The sequence below is a fragment of the Pseudomonas grandcourensis genome, from assembly GCF_039909015.1.
GTDB lineage: Bacteria > Pseudomonadota > Gammaproteobacteria > Pseudomonadales > Pseudomonadaceae > Aquipseudomonas > Aquipseudomonas grandcourensis.
Genome location: NZ_CP150919.1, coordinates 5,038,425 through 5,056,578, shown reverse-complemented (window position 1 = coordinate 5,056,578; position 18,154 = coordinate 5,038,425). Strand labels below are relative to the sequence as shown.

The window sequence follows — 18,154 nt, the reverse complement described above, 5'->3', positions numbered from 1 at the left end:
ATGATCGCTTTCCCGATATTTAAATTGCACGCAATTCAATTGCTCGCTATTTTGTTTTTTCTTCCATTCACTCGGAAACTCAAAGATGAGCGATAACCTGCTGAGCATCCCTTGCACCACCATCAAGGGAGAGCAAAAGACCCTGGCGGATTTCGCCGGCAAGGCCGTGCTGGTGGTCAATACAGCGAGCAAGTGCGGTTTCACTCCGCAGTACAAAGGCCTGGAAGAGCTGTGGCAGACCTACAAGGACCAGGGCCTGGTGGTGCTAGGGTTTCCCTGCAACCAGTTCGGCAAGCAAGAGCCGGGCAATGAAGGGGCGATCTCCGAATTCTGCGAGCTGAACTTCGGTGTCAGCTTCCCGCTGTTCAAAAAGATCGACGTCAATGGTGCCGAAGCCCATCCGCTGTTCGTGCAATTGAAAAAGCGCGCACCGGGGGTGCTGGGTTCCCAGGGCATCAAGTGGAATTTCACCAAGTTCCTGATCGGCAAGGACGGGCAACTGGTCAAGCGCTTCGCTCCGGCGACCAAGCCGCAGGACCTGACCCGCGAGATCGAAGCCTTGCTCAAATGAATACCTTGTCAGTCGATTCCCTGAAGCTCGACAGTCAGTTGTGTTTCAAGCTGTACGCGGCTTCCCGGGCAGTGATTCGTGCCTACAAGCCAATGCTCGATCAGTTGGGCCTGACTTACCCTCAGTACCTGGCGATGCTGGTGTTGTGGGAGTGGCAGGAAGCGGCCCCGGAGCAACCGACCGTCAAGGCATTGGGCGAGCGTCTGGCCCTGGATTCCGGCACGCTGACACCCTTGCTCAAGCGCCTGGAGCAACTGCAACTGGTGCAGCGTCAGCGTTCGGCACGCGATGAGCGTGAAGTGCACCTGAGCCTGTCGCCAGCCGGCACGGCCTTGCGCGACCAGGTCGGACCACTCAAGGCGCGGCTGTTGTGCGACAGCGGGGTCGATCTCAATCGTCTCAACGAATTGCGCGATGGCCTCGATCACCTGTTGGGGCAGTTCAAGGCGCTGTCGTAGCGGGGATCCACAGGTCCAGCAGGGCGGCCAGTTCTTCGCGCCGGAAGGGTTTGGCCAGGTAGTCGCTCATGCCTGCGGCACGACAGCGCTCACGCTCCTCCGACATGGCGTTGGCCGTCAGGGCGACGATGGGCAGTTCGGGCCAGCGTCCGCTGCGGCGGATTTGCCGGCTGGCTTCATAGCCGTCCATCACCGGCATGTTGCAGTCCATCAGCACCAGGTCGAAATCCCGTTGCTCGAGTTGATCCAGCGCCTCGCCACCATGAGCCGCGGTGGTGACCTCGCAGCCGAGTTTGCCGAGCATACCCTTGGCCACCAACTGGTTGACCGGATTGTCTTCCACCAACAGCACGCTCCCGCGGCGTTGAGGGCATTGCGTGTCGAGCCGGGCCTCATTGATCGAGTGGGTTTGCGGTTGCAGGATCCGCTGCAACGTCTGAAGCAGCGTACTGCGGGCCAAGGGGCGGGCCTGTTGTTGCAGGGGGGCGAGGGCGCTTGCCTCTTCGCTGGGCATGAAGTTGCCATACGCGGTAATCAGCAGGATCGGCGCGCTGAGGGTGGGGCGCAAACTGAACAGGCATTCGGGGCAGTCGGTGATGAGCACGTCGGCTGTCAGGCCAAACAGTGGGTCATCCATGGAACGCCGTTCATATTCCAGCCCCCAGACAGGCAACAGGCTGTTCAACAGTTCCCCCAGACCACTGCTGGCGGCCGTGATGGCAATGACTTTGCCTTTGAGCGAAACAACAGGCATTGCACGGGTATGGCTGGGCAATGGCAAGTCCGCGCAGAACTGGCTGCCAAACCCCGGCTCGGAGCTGATCGTCAGGCGCCCCTGCATGGCTTCGCAAAGGTTGTAGGTCAGGGCCAGGCCCAGCCCGGTGCCGCCAAACTGACGGGTAATACCGGCGCCGGCCTGGGTAAAAGGCTGGAGGATCTTGACCTGGGCATCCTGAGGGATGCCGATGCCGGTGTCGCACACTTCGATCCTGACGCCGTCACCGAACGTCGACAGGCGCACGTCGACCCGCCCGAAACGGGTGAACTTGAGGGCGTTGGACAGCAGGTTACTGACGATCTGCCGCACCCGGGTCGGATCGCCGAGCACCAGTGCCGGGAAATGCGGATCGATCAGGCAGGTCAGTTCGACGCTGGGGGCGGCGTTCTGCGACAACAGGTTAGCGGTGTCTTCGATCAGCGAACCCAGATCGAAGGGGATGTGTTCGAGTTCGAGTTGGCCGGCATCGAACTTCGACAGATCGAGAATATCGTTGAGCAATTCCACCAGCACTTTGCCCGAGTCATGGGCGATCGACAGTTGTTGCTGTTGTTCGGCATTCAACGGCCCGTCAAGGGACAGCGCGATCATCCCGAGCAAGCCATTGAGCGGTGTGCGAATTTCATGGCTCATGTTGGCCAGGAACACCGAGCGGGCTTCGGCCATGTCGAGGGCGGTACTGCGGGCGGCTTCCAGTTCCTCGTTGGATTGGCTCAGCCGGGCGTTGATCGCCTTGAGTTCGGCAGTGCGGGCCGAGACGATGTTTTCCAGTTGGCCGAGATATTCGGTCAGGCGATTTTCCGCATTGCGCCGCTGCTGGATTTCAGTGGCGATGTTCTTGAACTGCTGGTTGGCAACCTTGACCAGCACGCCGATCTCATCGTTGGCGTGCCCGGTGGGACACTCCAGTGAGGTCGATTCGGTGCTGCTCGGGTCGCGACCGCTGAGTTCACGGATGACCCGCACCAAGGGTTTGGTCAGCATCACATAGAACAGTGCCAGCAGGATGCCGGACAGCAGCAGGCTGCGGGCGAAGCCATTGAGCAGGGTCACTTCGGCCCGGCGCAGGAACCGGTCGCCGAAGGCGTAAGTGTCGACGTTCAGCCGCAGCGTACCCAGGGATTCGTTGGGCATATGATCCAGGTAAAGCCGGTCTTCGAACTGTCGGTTGGCGCCGAACAGGAAGTCACTGAGCATCCTGTAACCGTTTTCCACACCGGGTCGCTTGACGTTGGCCAGCACGGTGCCGTTGTTGTCGGTCAGTTTCGCGCCGATGATCGCCGGCGAGCGCAGCAGGCCCAGGGTCAGTTCCTTGGCGAGTTCGGCGTCGATGTTGTAGGCGATTCGCGAGGCCGGGTTGTGGCTGATTTCCAGCAATGAAAGGATTTCACGATTGATGGAGGCGTCTTCACTGGCATAATCGATGCCTATTTGCAGCAGGCTGAGCAGCGTGCCCAGAATGAAACCGACCAGCACGGTGAGCCGGGCTTGCTTGAATGACAGCCGGTTGGTGAATTTGATGTCCATGAGGGGGTGAACCACTTCGGTTTCCTTTCGCTGCTCAAGCATAGCCGATCATGCCTGCCTGCTGATGTTCTCGCGAGGCCTGTACTGCGGGGGCAGCCGCTTGTGTGACGCTGTGTTTCGTCGCTGTATCACCATCATTACTGTGAACGTGCCTGAGGAGAAGTCGTGGATTCCCGATTGAATGCTTTTCTTGAACGCGCCGATGCCGTTCTGGCCCGTATCGAGCCGTTGCTGCCGGCCCCCCGCCCCGCCATCGACTGGACGCAATGCCTGGCCGCGCGCTGGCAGCGTGAGTCGCGCGGCGGTTATCTGATGCCGCTGGAGGTCAGCCTCGACATGCGTTTGTCAGACCTGATCGGCGTCGACCGGCAAGTCGAGCAGCTTGGGCGCAATACCCGACAGTTCCTCGACGGCATGCCGGCCAACCACGCCTTGCTGTGGGGTTCGCGCGGCACCGGCAAGTCGTCGCTGGTGCGCGCCTTGCTGGCTGAGCACGCTCAAGCCGGTTTGCGCTTGATCGAGATTGAGCGTGATCACCTTGCAGACCTGCCGCGAGTGGTCGAACAGATCGGCAAACTGCCTCAGCGTTTCGTGCTGTTTTGCGATGACCTTTCGTTCGAGTCGGGCGAGGGGGATTACCGGGTGCTCAAGAGCGTTCTCGATGGCTCACTGGAACAGGCGCCGGACAACGTTTTGCTGTACGCCACCTCCAACCGTCGCCACCTGGTACCGGAAAAGGAAAGTGACAACGAAAACTGGAAACGGGTCGACGGCGAACTGCATCCGAGCGAGGCGGTGGAAGACAAGATCGCGCTGTCGGACCGTTTCGGTTTGTGGCTGTCGTTCTATCCGTTTACCCAGGAACACTTCCTCGACGTCGTCGAACACTGGATCGGCCAGTTGGCCGGCAAGGCCGGACTGGCCTGGCAGCGCACCGAAGAACTGGACATCCTGGCGGTACGCTGGGCCACCGGTCGAGGCAATCGCAATGGGCGTTGCGCCTATCAATTTGCTCGTTATTGGGTCGGGCTGAAACTGTTGGAGCACAAGGCATGATCGATTTACAAAAGAGCGGCCAGGGCCTCGAAGGCTACGGCATGCTGCACGCGCAGCTGGAATCATTGCTGGCGGACGAGCGGGATTTCATCGCCAATGCCGCACAGTTCTCGGCGTTTCTATTCAACCAGCTCGATGACTTGAATTGGGCCGGTTTCTACCTCAACCGTAATGAAGAACTGGTGCTGGGCCCGTTTCAGGGCCAGATCGCTTGCGTGCGGATTCCGTTCGGTCGTGGCGTTTGCGGGGCGGCGGCAGCTACCTTGCAGACTCAACGAGTCGAAGATGTGCATGCGTTCCCCGGTCACATTGCTTGCGACAGCGCCTCGAACAGCGAATTGGTGGTGCCGCTGGTCAAGGACGGTCAATTGATCGGCGTGCTCGACCTCGACAGTCCGAAGCTCGCGCGTTTCACCGCGCAGGACCAGGCCGGGATTGAACAGCTGGCGGCGATTTTCCTGCGCCTGACCGACTGCTGATCAAGACGCCAGGCCGGCCTTGGCCAGCAGGCCTGAGGCGTCCACCGCATCGATCTGCCCGGGGTCGAGGAAGCGCTTGGCGTACTGCAAATAGATCTGTGCCTTGATGAACAGCCCGAACAGCTCCGGGTCGATGTGGGCATCACGGCACATGAACGCCATGATGCCCAGCGCCTCGTTCAAGTTCTTGGCTTTTTTGTAGGGGCGGTCGGCGGCCGTCAAGGCTTCGAAAATATCGGCAATCGCCATCATCCGCGCCGGCAGGCTCATTTCTTCTCGCTTCAAGCGTTTCGGATATCCGGTGCCGTCCATTTTTTCATGGTGCCCGCCTGCTATTTCCGCGACGTTGCGCAAGTGCTCGGGAAACGGCAGATGGTTGAGCATCAGGATCGTCTGAACGATGTGGTTATTGATGACATAACGCTCCTCGCTCGTCAGGGTGCCCCGGACAATGCTCAGGTTGTACAGCTCGCCCCGGTTGTATTTGTGGGGCGGAACGTCGAGCTTGAAGCCCAGGGGATTGTCTTGCGCTATCACTTCGTTTTCGCTGCGTTCGAACAGGTGCTCGGGTTTGTCCGCCAGTAAGGGTTCGCTGACGGGCAGGGTGGGGGCGGGCGTTCGGGCCTGACGCCGGTTTTCTTCCCAGGACACGCCCAGCCGGTCATCCAGGGTCCGCGTCCAGGTGCGTTCAGCCAGGTGGCGCAGGCGTTGCAGGTCAGCGTCGGCCATGGCTTCGCCACCGAGGTTGCAGCGGGCCACGAAGGCGAAATCATCATCCAGACCGGCCAGGCTGGCATTGCGCAGTTCCGTCAGCGCTTGCTCGTCACCGCCCAGGGCAATGGCCTGCCAGTAGCTGATCCAGGCATCGCGTTTGAGTACCTCGAAGCGGGTACGGACTTCGTGGATGCGATCGGACAGGGTTTCCAGTTTCGTCGCTTTGTCGACGACGTATTCCGGCGTGGTGACCTTACCGCAATCGTGCAGCCAGGCGGCGATGTGCAGTGCCTCCCATTCATCTTCGGTCGGCTGATAGGCGCTGAAGGCGGGCTCCTGGCTGGCTGCCGCCGCCCGGGCAAGCATCAGGGTCAGTTCCGGTACGCGCTGGCAATGGCCGCCGGTGTAGGGGCTTTTGGCGTCGATGGCGCCGGCCAGCAGTTGAATGAAGGCGTCCAGCAGCTGTTTTTGCCGGGCTTGCAGGCGCTGGCTCTCGATGCACACGGCAGCCGCGCCGGACACCGCCTGGAGAAACGCGATGCGGTACGGCCGCAGTTTGTCCAGATCGCTCTGCTCGCCGCTGTCGGCCAACAGCAACACCAGCAGACCCACTGTTTCGTTGTGGCGATTGTGCAGGCGGATCCCGATCAGATGGACCCGGGGGCTTTTCAGCGCGAGCAGGATTTTCTGCAGATCACCTGCCTGCTCGAATCCCAGGTTGATGACGACAGTGTCGACGTTGGCCAACTGGCTCAGCCATGGGGGGCTTTGCGGGTTCTTGAGCGAGTGTCCGCGGATGTCGAAGGCTTGCAGGTTTTCGGCGGTGTTGTTGATCACCAGTCCGTGGGGTTCCATGTGCTCGCCATCACCTTCGCGCAGATAGATCAGGCCGGCCTGGGCCTGACCGATTTTCACCGTTTCAAACAACACCCGTTCCAGCAGCGGGGCGAAACGGGTTTCGGCGCTGAGGCTGTCAGTGATCTGGAAGAAGCTCGCCAGGGTGTCTTTCATCCGTGCCATCGACACACTCAACTGATCGACTTCGAGTACCGGCGAGCGACGGGAAAGCGGAAAATTGAAATCGAAACTGCGAATCGCATCGGCCTCCTGCACCAGGGCGCGCAAGGGTTTGACCAGAATTCTTGACGTCAGCCAACCCAGCGGCACGCATAACAACAGGGTTGCCAAGGTAATGAGCGCACCTTGCCAGCGCATCCGGTACGCGTCGACGAGCAACTCGTCTTCCGGAACCAGCAGCGCCAGTTGCAGGCCTTGGGGGCCGCCTTCCTGCATGCTGCTTCGGGCCACGATCCACTGCCGGCCGCTCGCGTTCAGACGACTGCCCTGAGGGGGGCTGTTGAGCAACGCACCCAGGCTGGGGCTCAGGTCCGCCGCCTTGATCAGGCGGGACGTCTGATCATCGATGATCAGCCTGCGGCTGTCGGGGTAGGCAATGGCATTGCCTTCGGCATCGAACAGCACGATTTCGGTATTGGGAGTCACGACGTGCTTGGCCAGAGTCGCGCTGAGTTCGGCCAGGGTCAGGTCAGCGGCCAGGATTGCCTTGTCGCCGCTGCGTCGTGCCAGCGTCGTGCCGATGTTGTGGGTGGAAAAGAAGATATAGGGTTCGGTCGTGACCTGGTCCTTGTCGCCGCGGGCGCTGCTGAACCAGGCGCGGTTGCGTGGGTCGTACATGTCGTGCAGGTTGTCCTGACGGCTGACAAGTGTCAGGTTTCGGTCGAAAAACAACGACTGGGAATGGGCCTGGCCGCTGCTGCCGTGCTCGATGCTCCAGACCTGGTAAACCGCCGTGTCCGGTGCCTTGACCAGGGCTTTGACCTCTGGGGTGCGCAGCGGGCGGACCATGAAAAAGTCACCATTGTCGTAGCCCAGGTACAGCGAAGCCAGGTTGGGGTGGTCCTCGAGTGACTGGCTGAACGGTTCGAGCAGTGCCAGGCGCTGTTCCAGATCTTGGGACTGGCCTGCCGGATTGAGTGCCAGCAGGCTCAACAGATGACGAATGGGGTCATAGGTCGCGTGCAGGTCCAGCCGGACATCCTGCTCGATGCGGTTGAAGAGTTTTTCGCTGCTGGACAGTATGATTTGTGTGTTTTGCCGGTAGTTGAAAAGCCCCAGCACCGCTCCGGTCAGCAACAATAAAAAGGTGAACATCACGCTGATATGGACATGCAGCGGAAACCTTCGTGGATCCGTGCGCAGTGGGTCAGGCATTGCGGGTTTCTCCATGATGGTCAACACACTGCCGAGGGATCAAGCATAGTTAAGGCTCTGGCATTTTGCCTTCGTCGTAATGTTCGATCTGACGTAGCAACGCGTCCTCCAGTTCGAGCATGGCGCGCTCCATGGATTTGCAGCATCCGGCCACTTTTTCGCGATCGAAATCCTCATGGCAGGCGGCTTCGAGTGCCTCGCAGCAGTCGATCAGGCGGGAGGCCTGTACTATCCGGGCTGCGCCTTTGATTTTGTGGGCAATGTCCCGCAGCGCCTGCGTATCCCCGGAGCTGGATAACGACAACAGCGTTGGCAGATCCTGGCGGTTACTGTTTACCAGTTCGTTCAGCAATCGTCGGTTCAACATCGGGTTGCCCCCGGTCAGCAGTTTCAACCCGTGAAGGCTGAACGCCGGGGTTGCATGGGCTGGTTCAATGCCTTGCACCCATTGACTCAAGGCCCCGAGGCTGAGGGGTTTGAACAGGCAGTCGTCCATTCCGGCCTGTTTGCAGCGTTGTATCTCTTCCGGTTGGGCGTTGGCGGTAAAACCGAGAACGGTGCAAGGAGGACGATGGAGTTCTCGCTCATGCCGGCGAATGGCGCGGGCCAGCTCATAACCGTTCATGACCGGCATGTTGCAATCGGCGATCACCAGATCAAAAGGCTGGTCTTTCCACGCCTCCAATCCCTCCTGACCATCGGCCGCGACGGCAAATCGATGCCCGAGAAATTCCAGTTGCTGGCACGTGAGCAATCGATTGGCCGAGTGATCGTCGACGACCAGAACATTCAATGGGGTTGTGGCGACGACAACTTGGGTTTCGACCAATTGGGCTGGCGGTTGCAGCGGCAATGTTTCCAGCTGCAGCAGCACCTCCACGCGGGTGCCGATGCCCGGCTCGCTACGCAATTGCAGACTGCCGCCCATCATCTCGCAGAGATTGCGGCTGATCACCAGCCCCAGCCCTGCGCCTCCCCTGGCCGATTGCATGGCGTGGTCGGCCTGAGCGAAGGGTTCGAACAGGCGCTGTTGATCCTGCTCGCTGATCCCGATACCACTGTCGTGAACCTGCACCAGCATGTGTACATGCTCAGGTTGCGTTGCCGGGTGCAGGTCGACAATGACCCGGACCTGGCCTTGCTCGGTAAACTTGATGGCATTGCTGATCAGGTTGGACAGCAACTGCTTGAAGCGCAATGGGTCCAGCAACACATCGAAGGTCAGGTTCGCCGATGAAAACTCCAGCACCAGCTCGAGTTCCTTCTGTCGGGCCAGGCCTTCGAAAATTCGCACCACCGAGGTCACCAGTTCACCCGGATTGACCCGCTCAGGGCTCAGGCTCAAGCGTCCTGATTCGATTCTGGCGATGTCGAGAATATCGCCGATCAATTCCAGTAATCCTTTCGCCGAGTTGTACGCGACATCGATGGCCGCACGCTCCGGGTGCTGATGATCAAGACGCTTGAGTGTCAGTTCAAGCATGCCGATGATTGCATTCATCGGCGTGCGGATCTCATGGCTCATTGTGGCCAGAAACGTGCTTTTGGCCCGGTTGGCGTTATCGGCGCGTTCTTTCGCGCAACGCAGGTCATCGAGCAGTTGCCGCCGCTCGCTGATGTCGATCCAGCCACCGATAATGCCTTGCACTTTTGCGCTGGAATCCCGATAGGGAAGAATCCAGTGGTAGATCGTCAGCCTCCGGCCACCAATGTGCAGCTCGCGATCGACGATCAACGGTCTGCCCTCGGCCACCACGCGATGGTAGTCGGCCTGGTACTCCCGGGCTTCGAACACATTGCTCATCGATCCCTGCATGACGCTTTTGCCGATGACATCTTCACGGCGGGCGCAGAACGCTTGCAGGTAACTGTCGTTGCAACTTTGCAGCAGCCCCTGGCGATCACGTACGTAGATCGGATGGGGCGTGCCATTGACCAGCGATCGCATGAACTCGAACTGATCGTTCAGCGCACGCTCGGCGGCCTTGCGCTGCTTGATCTGGCGTCGCATGTAGTCGTTCCACGCAACGGAGATCAGCAACAGCACGCCGGCACCGATGACGATTTGGTAGAACAGTCTTTGATAGTTGCGCCAGGTGCTTTGCGAGGACGCCGAATAGCCGCGCCAGCGACTGTTGATGATGCCCAGTTCTTCCGGCGAGATGCTCAGCAGCGCCTTGTCGAGAATGGCGTTCAGCTCTTTGGCGCCCCGAGCGGTGGCAAGGGAAAACGCCGCCTGCTCGGTGCCGATGGTGGTGCTGATTTGCAATGTGTGCTCGAACAGCCGCGAGGAAATGAAGTAATTGGCAATGACCAGTGAGTTCACCGCGCCCTCTGCCTGGCCTTCGGCGAGTAGTTCTACGGCGCTGAAGGTGTCCGGGGTTTCGATCAGCTTGATCCGGGGAAACTCTCTGCGCAGGTAATCCATGAGTGGATTGCCGCGGGCAATGGCCAGGCGCTTGTCCTGTAACTGCGCGAGGTTGGTCGGGCTGTCGGCGGCTTTGCGGGTCAGCAGGACGTAGGAATTTTCCAGAAAGGGGCGGGTAAAGTTCAGCTGGGTTTGACGTTGGGCGCTGGGGAGCAACGCGGCGATCACATCTACCTTGTTGTCCTTGATCTGTTTGATCATCTCGTCATCGCTTCGACTGCTCCGGATATCAAAGCGCATGCCGGTACGCAGCCTGATCAGCTCAAGCAAATCCGCGGTGACTCCGCGAAAATTGCCATTGCTATCGAAAAACGTCAGTGGCGCAAAGGCTTCGTTGACGACAACACGCACAATCGGGTGGTGGCTCAGCCAGCGTTCTTCCCGCTCGGTGAGTTGCAGCTTTTGATCGGTCAGCAGAATGTCGCTGCCGGCGCTCCAGCGTTTGGCGATGTTTTCCCGTTCGCTGGAGGGGATGGCCGTGATCATCGCGTTGATGATGCCGAGCAGCTCGGGGTTGTTCCGGTTGACGGCGAAGCTGAAACCAAAGGCTTCATGTTTGCCGAAGTTGGCCATGCGGATGTTGTTCAGGTACCCCTTGTTGATCATGTAGTGAGTTGAAATGGTGTCGCCGAGAAACACGTCCGCCTGATCGAAAGCAACGGCATTGATCGCGTTCTGGTAGGACGGATAGGAGGTGATGATCGCCTTCGGGTACAACGCCTTGACTTCCGCCAGCGGCAAGTAGTGATACACCATGCTCAGGCGCAATCCGGCCAGGCCATCGGTGAGGGATCGGGTTTCCCCTTCGCGGGTCACCAAGACGGGTTGGTCGACGGCATAGGGGATGGACAGGGCAATGTCGGCATTGCCAGCTTCGAATCCATTGGCGGTGCCCAGCAGATCGACTTCGCCGTTCTCCAGCGCAGTGATCGCGGCCCCTCGGGAATCGAAACGCTGAACCGTGACGGGCAGACCGGTTACTTTTTCCAGGAGACCGGCGTAATCGGCGGTAAACCCTTCATAGTCCCGACCACTGGTGGTCAGGTCGAATGGGGGATAGTCCGGGGCCGACGTACCGAGCGTCAGTTGATTTTTTTGTGTTATCCATTGTCGCTGGGAGTCATCCAGCCGAACCTCCAGCGCCCCGACCTTCGAGCGGCTGAGCAGCGTGTAGTTTTCATTGCCCGGTGCCCCGAACAACGAGGTGCTCACGCATAGACCTGCGGTCAGTTGAATCAGACAGACCTTCAAACGGCTGGGCATCCAGGTTCTCACACGAGTGCGTTACGTTTTGCCATCTCGATCAGTTCAACCAGGGATTTGGCTTTGAGTTTCTGCATGAGGCGTTTTTTGTAGGTGCTCACGGTCTTGTTGCTCAGAAACATGCCCTTGGCGATTTCCTTGTTTGTGCGACCCTGGGCAAAAAGTTGCAATACCATCAGTTCCCGGTCATTTACCGATTTGAAAAGTTCCAGTTCGATGCAGCGTGTTTCATCTCCGCGGACGGGGTTCAAAGCCTCGCTCGGGAAATAGTTGTAACCTGCAAATACTGCTTTTATGGCGCTGACCAGTTCACTGATGTCCTCTCGGTCAATTTCAAGAGGATTTATACTAGAGTATCGATTTTAAGGCTTTTATTTCAAGAATCCTTAAGCGCGGTTTCAAAAAAAATAGTATTGATGAATTTTTGCCAGGCACATTCCAGTTTGTCTGAATCTAATGACGTAGGGGGAGGCTGCCATAGTGGCGTGGTTACTGGGGTTTTACGGGGGTAAGTATTCGAAAAAATGAGCTTATATTGCTGATTTTTATTGATGTTGTGGCTGGAAAGCAAGAGGGTAAACGGTTTTAATTAAGGGTCTATTGTTCATTGGGGCGAGAGGGGGGGCAGGGAATCCAAATATATTTTCAGTTTTGACCTGTTTATCAGCTTGGTTTGGGTGTATTGTTCTGGAATAGGATTCTCGTTTTTTAGTATGCCGGAGCGAAGTAGGTTTGTAATTTTTCGGTATCCGCCTGGTGTGCTCTTACTAGCCATTGCGCAAGTGCAGTAGTTGTCCAAAATAGATTCACATTTCTTTCTGTCGCTACTAGATATGTATATTATCTTATTGTTGACTATGGTGTTGATAAAGCCGAATTTTATAAATAGATTTGAGATGTCAGTGCCTGAGATGTTATAGGTGCTGATGATGTCTTTTAGCGGGCTGTATCCTTTTGGTGGAGGTTTCTTCGTATGCTTTAAATAGGTCCTGTACTCTGTGCATTTGCCCAGGTAGGCCATTTGGCTAAAGAATTTATCGCGCGAATCACGTATAGTTGCACGGAAAAACAGATGCAAGGATTGATCGGTTGTCTTTAGTTTTATTGGGGTTATTTCTATATTTTTAAGCGCATCGATCATTTGAACGGCCATGTTTGGTGCCAAGCCTGCTAGCTTCAAGAGTTCCCTTGGCATGATGAAATTTTCTTCAAAAGTATTAAGCCAACTAGGTCTGAAGTAGGCGCTCATCCTTCCTTTTATGTACTTTACAAATCCAGTTTCCATTAACTGTAATAAAGTTTCAGTTGAGACGTGCAGCCGATTTGCGGCGAAATATTTACTGCAATAATTGAAATGCTCACTTGGGTCCTCCGCCTCTGCCAATTTTGCCACCCGCATAATATCCGCTGCTTTATAGATGTAATTCGGAGTGCCATCTACCATCGGTCCAATGATCGCATGCACTCCTAGGCCGTAGAGTAAGTCATTTAGTTGTGGGCAGTGGACTTTTATAATTTTGGCAGCTTGTGTGGCTGTCATGAATTTACTTTTAAATTTCTGTATTGCAGTTTTAGGGATCAGAACGCAGCTTTTTTTTCCGTGACAAGCCCCCTTCAGTATATTTATCCGTATGGCAGCAACCACATTGTCTACGACCATTTGCAGTTCCTTTGCTGCTTCACGTATCGTAATGTAGTCAGTCCGTGGCTTTTTTGAAAAGTCGGCGGAGGGTAAGGGGGTTCGTTGGTAGGGTTTTTTACTTTTTTTTGTTATTGCATGATTAACGCGATCGACATCAGATTTTTCGATCAGCCAATGGCTTTTTTTAAGGCTTTGACTCGGGGTTATTTTAATGTCCATCGACTCAAGTGCTACGCATAGCCTGCGTGTTGACATACCGGTTATTTTTGCAAGGCTCGGAAATGGCTCGTAACGAGTTGAAAATTTCTCTATGTCTGAAGGGAAAAAGAACGGAGCATGCTTATACCCTAGATATGGCTTTAGTAAGTTGTATTTCACATATGAGTTTAATGCTCCAACTGAGACACCTAATATCTGACTAGCCTTTGCTCTGCTAAGCATTTCTTTCTTGGGAATAGGCAAGCGCCCGCCGTCCGCTAATAAAAATTCGTTCGCTATGTTTGCGAGAGTAGAGGCGTCGTCTACTGTAAAACAAGAATATATCGACCTTCGCGCAAACGACGTACGCTTCTTGATTTCGGCCATTTGTGCGGCGGTGGTATTCAAAGCTGATCGGAGTTGGCGTAACGTCAGCAGGAACGGAGCATGGCAATAAGCTAAATTAGGCAAGGGTTTGTATTTTGTTTCCAAAAAGATTCTTGATGCCTCTCGCGCGGCAGGGGTAGTGACCAGGCTCAAACGCGTTGCAATCCAGAATTTTTCAACATCAGGATGCAGGTTATGTAATTTAAATAGATGCTCCAATATTGCCCGCGAGTCATCGGTCATGATGGAAAATGCCTCAAGGAATATCATTCGCCGAGTCGCATCTGGCACCGTTGGTTTTTCGGGTGCGTAGCCCAGTTGACGAGTGATGGTAAGTAACCGATCAAAATCGAGTTGGCTGCGGGTACGCATAAGTTCTACCAGCATGCGTTCTAGTCGACATTCCTCGAGTGTGCAGGACTGACACTTCAATGGTTTAGCACAATGTCTGCATTTTCCATCGAGTGCGTGCCACCATTCGACTGGCATGTGGCAGTCCTGGCAATGAGTCAAATATTTTTTCTGATGATAAGGACAAAATTCTGCGAATTTCAGATCCCGAATTTGGCGTTCCCAGCCTTCATTGAAGCAGCCATCACAATATGCGCCAGTGCGCAGGCGTAGATAAGTGATCGGAATTTCTATGCCGCCAATAACAAAACGCCGTCGTTGCTTGGGTTTTTCGATCGTTGCATAGAAACCATCCAGGACTCTTGGTCCATTGATTCCAGCCTCAGCAACAAATAGTTTTGCAAAATCTGAGTTTTGTGTGAGCGACGTTGATCGAAAGGTTTGCGCGCCAATGCATAGGCCGTTAAGTTTTCCAGTAGTCGAAAAGCCGTGGCATTGCGCTGCACGTTTTATCAGGCTATGTGGGCTTTCTTCGGTGAGCGGAGTGGGAACGAAGATCAGCTTGTTCATCTTCATATTTCTCGATCAATGATAGACTCTTGCTCAGAGGGACGGTAAATGGGTTGGCGCTTTTGGCAAGATTGAGGGGTAGCAGCAAATTTCGGCAGGCGTCGACGAAATCAGCTCGTCTGAGAGTGGGGGTGGGAGCTTCGCGACTAAGGCAAATGTTTACTGCCTCAAATATAATTTGCCGCACATACTCTAAATTACCCGTGCTCGCCACATAAAGTGGGAGCTTGATTGATACATCATGCAGGTGTTCCTCGCCAGAGAAGTTTGTCAGGCGGTATAATTCTTTGTCCAAACCTTGTAGGGTTAGATGAAAGTCAGAGGTGGGAGAACCATCGTACTTAAAGTATTCCAAGTTAGCCACGTAGCAAAACCGGCGCGCAAATGGCGCGTCGTCGAACAGATCACTGCACTTTTCAGTGCCCGATAATACGATCGGGAGATGGGTGAGGCTCAACAGTACGACTAGCCAATCTAACGTGCCGTCGCGTGTTTTTTCCGCGTCCGGCCTCAGTAGACGTTGAATTTCATCAAATATCAGTACACGGACTTTACATATTTTTAAACGTGGGGCCAGCAAGTTGTTCAGCTCGTGAACATTGCTATGAGGTGAGTATTTTCCTAGTTGCTTAAGCAGCGTCAAGCAGAAGCCTTTGATTGTAACTGGTGCAGGGACGAGGCAATACAGTGCTGGAATAATCTTGTGTATTCCATCATCGTCTAGTTCTTCGGTCACCGGTCCAAAGGAGTCGCGGAACAGTTCACACAGCCTGGATTTTCCAGAGCCAGAAGGACCGATTAAAAATGCACAACTGGGGGTGTTGCGTAAAGCCGTTGTTTCGACGGATTTTTGAAGTTGTGAATAGGCAAAGCGAAAATTAGGGAAAAAAATGGTCTGTTGGCTGAATTTTGTGAGTATATCACTTCTGAGGGTCGTGTTCATTTTTGACCACCACCACTTGATAACTAGCAGGGGTATCGGGATGTATGTGAAATTGCTCGATGTCCTCAGGTTTCACTGATGGATCGCAAGCCAGTTGAGCAGAGTCCGGCTTGGGTTGTGCTTTGAAATCTCCATGTTCGTCAGCAATTTCCCGAATTTTTCTACGGCGTTTGGTGTTGGCACTGGCGAGTTCATGAAGAATACGTACACGCGCTTCGCGGGCAGTCCGGTAGTTGATTGATTTTTTTTTGCTACCCAGTCGAGCCTTGATGAGCTCATGCAAGTGCATGGTCAGACCGATTTGGTAATCGGGGTCGACCGCGTCGACCTCGTACACGTGCCCAGGTTGTTGCGGGTCGCAAACCCATGCGCGTCCAAGGCCGCTAATATCGTAATACAGCCGCAGCGGTTTCTTTTTACCGGGTCGCTTGCCAGCGAGAAAACTCACACCCGAACCAGTCCAGGCAAGTCCTCTATGCCGCAACCGACCATTATTAGGAGTAATATAGGCAACGCTCAAGAAGTGCCTATTCAAATCCTCTTCGCTATATTTTTTTAAAGCGAACTCGTGGCGATCGGCTTCGTCTTGCTCCCACAACTCTTTAGGCGCCATTCCGATTCCGCTATGATAATTGGCGTGATAGAACGTGTCACGCCAGTCTTCAAAGCGTTCTTTGAGGTCTTCTAACGTATAGATAGCGTTGCCTTCAGAGTCATATCGATTGGGCTTTGAAAATGTCGTACCGCGCATGGTATGGACGATGGAGGTAGTCCATGATTTAAAGAAACTTTCGATATGAGGTTTTTGATCTGGATTTCCCGGTTCGCAAAAAGTGATGCTTGCGCCCAGTCCGCTCAGTATGGTTCTTAATCGTTCAGCGGTGTAATCGGCACCGTTGTCAAAACGATAGCTACTAGCAAGACCTCCATATGGGTTTTCGCTGCGCAGAGAGTACTTCAACGCCCGGATGGTTTTCTCCAAAGATGGCGGGTTGTAGGATATGTCCCCGCCAACAATCATACGCGTGCGAACATCCAGTAAGACGGTGAGAAACGCCCGACCTATTGGATGGCCGGCTTTATCACAGGTCTCAATGTCCAGGAGGTGAGTATCACCCTCGACCAATTCAAACCGACGATAGGGTTGATGACATTTGCGGCTCCATTTTTGCTTTTTGATTGCGGCGTGATACCCCAATTGATGAAGATCGGTCTCATAACGATCCAACTCAACGATGATTCGGTACAAGGTGCTGAACGAGGGAACGGGCAGTTGATGAATCGGGCTCCGGCTCTGATTGGACGTTCGGATGGCGCATTCAATGGCGTCGATCACTTCGGTTTTGTTGCACGGGGTGCGTGTGAAATAAAGCTGGTCGATAGTTAACTTAATGAGTTCCTGCACCTCCTCAGGCTGGCGATGCAGACGGTGCAGGGTAGAACGACGTGTTTTAGGGACCAATGAAAGGATGTTCTCGCCGCTAGCCAGATAGTCCTTATTCCAAAGGCAGATAGCGCCATAGCTCGGCGCTTTAGGCTCACCTCGTTGCGCCGCAATTTCCTTTGCTAACTGTTCCACGCGTTCTCGCGGCAAGCGTCCGCCACACTCGTCCCGAATCGTTAACAAAAAGCATTCTTTCCGCTCAGCTTTCGCTTTGTGAGCGGAGGACAGCGCGGCAGTGATAAGTGTCGCGTCGGGCGCGAAAGGGGCTTCCTGTATTTTTCGAAACTCACCACTCTGATGGGCCCGTACCAAGCGTTCAAAGGTCTGAAACAGCGGGCTGGTACTCGCGCGAAGCGATCGCAGTTGTATGCGCTCACCGTCGATATCCATTACTTGATAGTCAGTACCGTGGTAACGGTAATGCTCGCCAACCACAATTTGCAGCGTTTCGTTCATTTAATCGGCCCAGACCCTGCTGCGCAGGTCCAACGGGTGCTGGAGATTGCAGCGAAGAAACTGATGAAAAAGTGCGAAGGTGACGTCTTCCTGACGCGCGCCCAATTTAATCAGTTGCCCAATGGTGGCGTGCTGATCCGGTTGCTGAAGCAACAGGCGAACAATTGACGGTGTATTGCAAGGGTTACCGTTGAAGCCGAAGTGGTGCAGGGTGCGAAGATTATTCAGCAGTATGGGATGACGGAACTGATGTTCTTCGACGTATTCGAAACTCAATCCATTAATACCCAGCAACTCCTCTAGACGCGCACGACGCTGTTGCCACCTTGGGTCGCGGCCGCTGCTGTTACTTTTTATTTCATACAGTACCTGCCGACCGTCATCCAGGGTGGCCATGAAGTCGGGGGTGTAGCGCAGAGCAGGGTCGCGAAAGTAGACGGTAAAGGGTTGTGCCCGGTAGCTGATGACTGACGGCAGGTATTCCAGATACAGACAATAGTCGGCTTCCAGCAACGACTCGCAGCCTATGGGGGCAACATTTTTTTGTGAGGCAAAAAATGTCACAAGCTTGCCGTGCCTGCCGGATACCACCGGTTTGGCTGGACCAAGGACATAGCCTGGTTGAGGATTGCTGGTGTTGAGCGAAAGACCCATGGC

Annotated in this window: 11 protein-coding genes and 1 pseudogene; 4 read left to right on the top strand and 8 right to left on the bottom strand. The window is 55.2% G+C overall.

The window, feature by feature from the left end; translation table 11 throughout:
- Positions 1-85 precede the first annotated feature (85 nt).
- Both AABM52_RS22490 and AABM52_RS22485 read left to right on the top strand, forming a co-directional pair.
- Positions 86-571, top strand: coding sequence for a glutathione peroxidase (locus tag AABM52_RS22490; RefSeq protein WP_347908086.1), 486 nt, complete (start codon positions 86-88; stop codon positions 569-571).
- The gene (locus AABM52_RS22485; RefSeq protein ID WP_347908085.1) at positions 568-1,029 is read left to right on the top strand and encodes a MarR family transcriptional regulator; all 462 of its coding nucleotides are present in this window, start codon (positions 568-570) and stop codon (positions 1,027-1,029) included. The genes AABM52_RS22490 and AABM52_RS22485 overlap by 4 nt, the downstream gene beginning before the upstream one ends.
- Here AABM52_RS22485 and AABM52_RS22480 read toward each other — a convergent pair.
- The gene (locus tag AABM52_RS22480) at positions 1,013-3,334 is read right to left on the bottom strand and encodes a response regulator (RefSeq protein WP_347912674.1); all 2,322 of its coding nucleotides are present in this window, start codon (positions 3,332-3,334) and stop codon (positions 1,013-1,015) included. The genes AABM52_RS22485 and AABM52_RS22480 overlap by 17 nt on opposite strands.
- Before the next feature lie 165 nt (positions 3,335-3,499).
- Here AABM52_RS22480 and AABM52_RS22475 point away from each other — a divergent pair, with 165 nt between their 5' ends.
- Together AABM52_RS22475 and AABM52_RS22470 are read left to right on the top strand one after the other, a co-directional pair.
- A complete protein-coding gene (locus AABM52_RS22475; protein WP_150756002.1) occupies positions 3,500-4,390 on the top strand; it encodes an ATP-binding protein in 891 nt (296 codons plus the stop codon).
- Complete coding sequence (locus tag AABM52_RS22470; protein ID WP_347908084.1) at positions 4,387-4,869, top strand: GAF domain-containing protein; 483 nt, start codon at positions 4,387-4,389, stop codon at positions 4,867-4,869. The genes AABM52_RS22475 and AABM52_RS22470 overlap by 4 nt, the downstream gene beginning before the upstream one ends.
- On the opposite strand, the gene AABM52_RS22465 is transcribed toward AABM52_RS22470, so the two are convergent.
- The 7 genes and pseudogenes from AABM52_RS22465 to AABM52_RS22435 all read right to left on the bottom strand — a co-directional run bounded on the left by AABM52_RS22465 (position 4,870) and on the right by AABM52_RS22435 (position 18,151).
- Entirely contained in the window at positions 4,870-7,815 is a 2,946-nt protein-coding gene (locus AABM52_RS22465; protein WP_347908083.1) for an HD domain-containing phosphohydrolase, read from the bottom strand. It lies immediately after the preceding gene.
- Between the two features lie 49 nt (positions 7,816-7,864).
- Positions 7,865-11,506: a transporter substrate-binding domain-containing protein gene (locus tag AABM52_RS22460; protein WP_347908082.1), complete on the bottom strand. Its 3,642-nt coding sequence runs from the start codon at positions 11,504-11,506 to the stop codon at positions 7,865-7,867.
- Positions 11,507-11,514: 8 nt separating this feature from the next.
- Positions 11,515-11,832, bottom strand: a pseudogene (locus AABM52_RS22455) (response regulator transcription factor); the annotation flags it as partial.
- Between the two features lie 278 nt (positions 11,833-12,110).
- A complete protein-coding gene (locus AABM52_RS22450) occupies positions 12,111-14,654 on the bottom strand; it encodes a TniQ family protein (RefSeq protein WP_347908081.1) in 2,544 nt (847 codons plus the stop codon).
- On the bottom strand, positions 14,602-15,597 hold the full coding sequence (locus AABM52_RS22445) for a TniB family NTP-binding protein (RefSeq protein WP_347908080.1): 996 nt from the start codon (positions 15,595-15,597) through the stop codon (positions 14,602-14,604). Before AABM52_RS22445 ends, AABM52_RS22450 begins: the two co-directional genes overlap by 53 nt.
- Positions 15,575-17,497, bottom strand: a complete 1,923-nt coding sequence (locus AABM52_RS22440; RefSeq protein WP_347908079.1) for a transposase — start codon at positions 17,495-17,497, stop codon at positions 15,575-15,577. Before AABM52_RS22440 ends, AABM52_RS22445 begins: the two co-directional genes overlap by 23 nt.
- Positions 17,498-18,151: a TnsA endonuclease N-terminal domain-containing protein gene (locus tag AABM52_RS22435; RefSeq protein ID WP_347908078.1), complete on the bottom strand. Its 654-nt coding sequence runs from the start codon at positions 18,149-18,151 to the stop codon at positions 17,498-17,500.
- Positions 18,152-18,154: the final 3 nt, after the last annotated feature.

What these genes read in the sequence shown, in the direction of transcription:
- AABM52_RS22480 (WP_347912674.1), bottom strand. Translation starts at nt 3,334, where the DNA reads ATGGACATCAAATTCACCAACCGGCTGTCATTCAAGCAAGCCCGGCTC.
- AABM52_RS22440 (WP_347908079.1), bottom strand. Translation starts at nt 17,497, where the DNA reads ATGAACGAAACGCTGCAAATTGTGGTTGGCGAGCATTACCGTTACCAC.
- AABM52_RS22460 (WP_347908082.1), bottom strand. Translation starts at nt 11,506, where the DNA reads ATGCCCAGCCGTTTGAAGGTCTGTCTGATTCAACTGACCGCAGGTCTA.
- AABM52_RS22470 (WP_347908084.1), top strand. Translation starts at nt 4,387, where the DNA reads ATGATCGATTTACAAAAGAGCGGCCAGGGCCTCGAAGGCTACGGCATG.
- AABM52_RS22490 (WP_347908086.1), top strand. Translation starts at nt 86, where the DNA reads ATGAGCGATAACCTGCTGAGCATCCCTTGCACCACCATCAAGGGAGAG.
- AABM52_RS22450 (WP_347908081.1), bottom strand. Translation starts at nt 14,654, where the DNA reads ATGAACAAGCTGATCTTCGTTCCCACTCCGCTCACCGAAGAAAGCCCA.
- AABM52_RS22435 (WP_347908078.1), bottom strand. Translation starts at nt 18,151, where the DNA reads ATGGGTCTTTCGCTCAACACCAGCAATCCTCAACCAGGCTATGTCCTT.
- AABM52_RS22465 (WP_347908083.1), bottom strand. Translation starts at nt 7,815, where the DNA reads ATGCCTGACCCACTGCGCACGGATCCACGAAGGTTTCCGCTGCATGTC.
- AABM52_RS22445 (WP_347908080.1), bottom strand. Translation starts at nt 15,597, where the DNA reads ATGAACACGACCCTCAGAAGTGATATACTCACAAAATTCAGCCAACAG.
- AABM52_RS22485 (WP_347908085.1), top strand. Translation starts at nt 568, where the DNA reads ATGAATACCTTGTCAGTCGATTCCCTGAAGCTCGACAGTCAGTTGTGT.